3 protein-coding genes and 1 pseudogene are annotated in these 2,615 nt (G+C 69.7%); 3 read left to right on the top strand and 1 reads right to left on the bottom strand.

Features of this window, described 5'->3' with window-relative positions; genetic code table 11:
- The 3 genes and pseudogenes from ACWGIU_RS35085 to ACWGIU_RS35095 form a co-directional block, all read left to right on the top strand.
- A pseudogene (locus ACWGIU_RS35085) lies at positions 1-321 on the top strand (glutathione-dependent formaldehyde dehydrogenase); the annotation flags it as partial.
- Positions 322-529: 208 nt separating this feature from the next.
- A complete protein-coding gene (locus tag ACWGIU_RS35090) occupies positions 530-1,090 on the top strand; it encodes a SixA phosphatase family protein (RefSeq protein ID WP_453712142.1) in 561 nt (186 codons plus the stop codon).
- A gap of 289 nt (positions 1,091-1,379) precedes the next feature.
- Positions 1,380-1,793, top strand: a complete 414-nt coding sequence (locus tag ACWGIU_RS35095) for a CBS domain-containing protein (protein ID WP_453712143.1) — start codon at positions 1,380-1,382, stop codon at positions 1,791-1,793.
- A 421-nt stretch (positions 1,794-2,214) separates the two neighbouring features.
- Here the strand turns inward: ACWGIU_RS35095 and ACWGIU_RS35100 are convergent, their stop codons facing one another.
- The gene (locus tag ACWGIU_RS35100; RefSeq protein WP_453712144.1) at positions 2,215-2,436 is read right to left on the bottom strand and encodes a hypothetical protein; all 222 of its coding nucleotides are present in this window, start codon (positions 2,434-2,436) and stop codon (positions 2,215-2,217) included.
- Positions 2,437-2,615 lie beyond the last annotated feature (179 nt).

Genomic DNA, 2,615 nt, shown 5'->3' on the forward strand with positions numbered 1-2,615 from the left:
GGCGTGGACCGTCTGGGCGCCCTGCAGCTGGCCATCGAGCTCGTACGGCGCGGCGGCACCATTTCCCTGTCCGGCGTCTACGGCGGTGCCGTGGACCCGCTCCCGCTGCTCACGATGTTCGACAAGCAGATCCAACTGCGCATGGGACAGGCCAACGTCCGCCGGTGGGTCGACGACTTGATGCCGTTGCTGACCGACGGCGACCCTCTCGGCGTGGAGGGCTTCGCCACCCATCACCTGTCGCTGGACGACGCCCCGCGGGCGTACGCGGACTTTCAGGCGAAGCGGGACAACATGGTGAAGGTCCTCTTCCGTCCCTGACGACCGAGGGCGCCCGGGATCGTGATCGGGATCGTGACTCCGATGCGCCACCGGCGGCCTGGACGACCGTACGTTCGTCGAGCGACCGTCGAAACCGTCGCCACCGCGTCGGGGTGCTGCGCGGTGAGGACCGAATCGCCCGCCGGAGCGCAGCGGGCGGATGAGGCCGGGAACAACCCGGACCGTACGTACTCGGAAGGAGACGGCCATGTCACCGGATGCCGGATCCCCGCCCACGTCCTCGGCCCCCGACGAGAAGGCCGAGTGCCGGCTACTGCTGGTACGGCACGCGAAGGCCGTGCCGAAGGACCAGCCCATCGACGACTTCGATCGTCCTCTGAGCGAGCGCGGACACGCCGACGCACCCCGGACGGGCCGCTGGCTTGCGGACTCGGCCTTCGAGCCCGATCTGGTGCTGTGCTCCCCGGCCCGCAGGACGCGGCAGACCTGGCAGCTTGCAGCCACCGCGCTGAAGAACCCACCGCCCGTCGTGTACGACGAACGGCTCTACAAGGCGGCGCCGAGCATGCTGGCCACCGTCCTGGCGGAGCGGGGATCGGGGCTGCGCTCCTTGGCCCTGGTGGGCCACAATCCAGGCATCCACGAGTTGGCCGTGGGCCTGGCCGGGAGCGGCCCTTCGGACGTGTCGGAGCGGGTGAGGGCGGGTTTCCCGACCTCGGGAGTGGTGGTGATGGATGTGCTCGGCGGCTGGGAACGGCTGACTCCGGGCAGCGGGACCGTGGCTGCCTTCTGGTCACCGGCCGACTGACCCCTGTCGGCCGGTTCGTCCGCCCGTCGGCACCGGCAGTTCCCGCCTGCCGGGGTACCCGCCGCCTGATATCTCCCTTCGGCCTCGCGCGGCCCCGGCGCTGCGTGCTGAGGGCTTCCTGAGCGTTCGTCCAGGCGCTCGGGTTCACGACCGACGCGGGCGTGAGAGCAGGCTGCGATCGTCCTCAGCATTCCCGCTAACACGAGCCTGCCGATGCGTGCGTAGGGGAGGGAAGAAGGGGCAGGGGCCGGGTAAGAGTCTTTCGACCCTCCGAGACGGGATGGCTGCGATGACTACCGCACGCGACATCATGACCCCGGAACCGGAATGTATCGATGCCGAAGCCACCGTGCTGGAGGCGGCGCGGAAGCTGGCACGCCTCGATGTCGGTGCGCTGCCGATCTGCGGCACCGACCACAAGCTCAAGGGCATGCTCACCGACCGGGACATCGTCACCAAGGTCCTCGCCGTGGGCAAGGACCCGGCGACCTGTAAGGCGGGCGATCTCGCACAGGGCGAGGCCGTGACGATCGGCGCCGACGACGACGCCTCCGAGATCCTCCGCACCATGTCCGAACACCATGTACGGCGGCTGCCGGTGATCGACGGCCGCGACCTGGTCGGCATCGTCGCCCAGGCCGACGTGGCCCGCGCCCTGCCCGATCCCCAGGTGGGCGACCTCCTGGAAGCCATCTCCAGTTGACGACCGCTGCCGCGAAGGACGGCGCCGGCTGTCCCTGGGCGATCCCGATCCCCCTTCACAGCCCGGTGCCGTCCGACCACCGCACTACTCCGCTACTGCTTGCGGCGTGCCCGGCACCTGGCTGAAAAGAGAGAGGCATATCCCGTGGCTCAGCACCCCTGGTTGAGGTACGCCGTCGTGCCGCCGCGCTCACCACCGCAGGGCTGCTCATCCGTTGGGCCGCAATCGGCGTGGTCCGCGACGTTCACTCGGCCAGTGCCGTTTGAGCATCCTGGCGCCGCGTCACGCGAGCGCCGCCCGCTTCGTGGCCTGTGGGGGTGGCAGTGGCCCCCTGATGAGCAGCCGGCCAGAAGGTGTGAGGTGAGAACGGACCCGCTGGCGCCGTCCCAGCGACCGGCCCCCGGACCACTTGGTGACCTTGTCACCATTCGGGGTGGACGTCATGACTGTCGTAACGGACTCCGGTGGGTGTGGTCCATGGTCGGAAGCGCCCAGGACCGGTGCGGTCGGGGGCGTAGGTGACGAGCTGGCCGGTGTCGTCGGTCACGATGACAGCGCCGGTCCTCTGGGCGGCACGCAGGGCGTGGGTCCAGTGGCGGCCGCGGCGGCCGGTGCGGTAGTCGGGAACCTTGCAATCGGACATGGCGATCACCGCCTGGTGGTGCGTGTTCCAGGAAGTTCGAAGAATTACCGGACGGTCGAAATACCCCGGATGTCAAGCTCTGAACATCCCAGGCGACGCTGCGTTCCACGAGCCGTGCCGGGCACCGGCCGCGTTCCGCCTCCGGCCACACCGCCCGCGCCCACCGCAGGCGGTGTGGC

Source organism: Streptomyces sp. NPDC054840 (assembly GCF_053611065.1).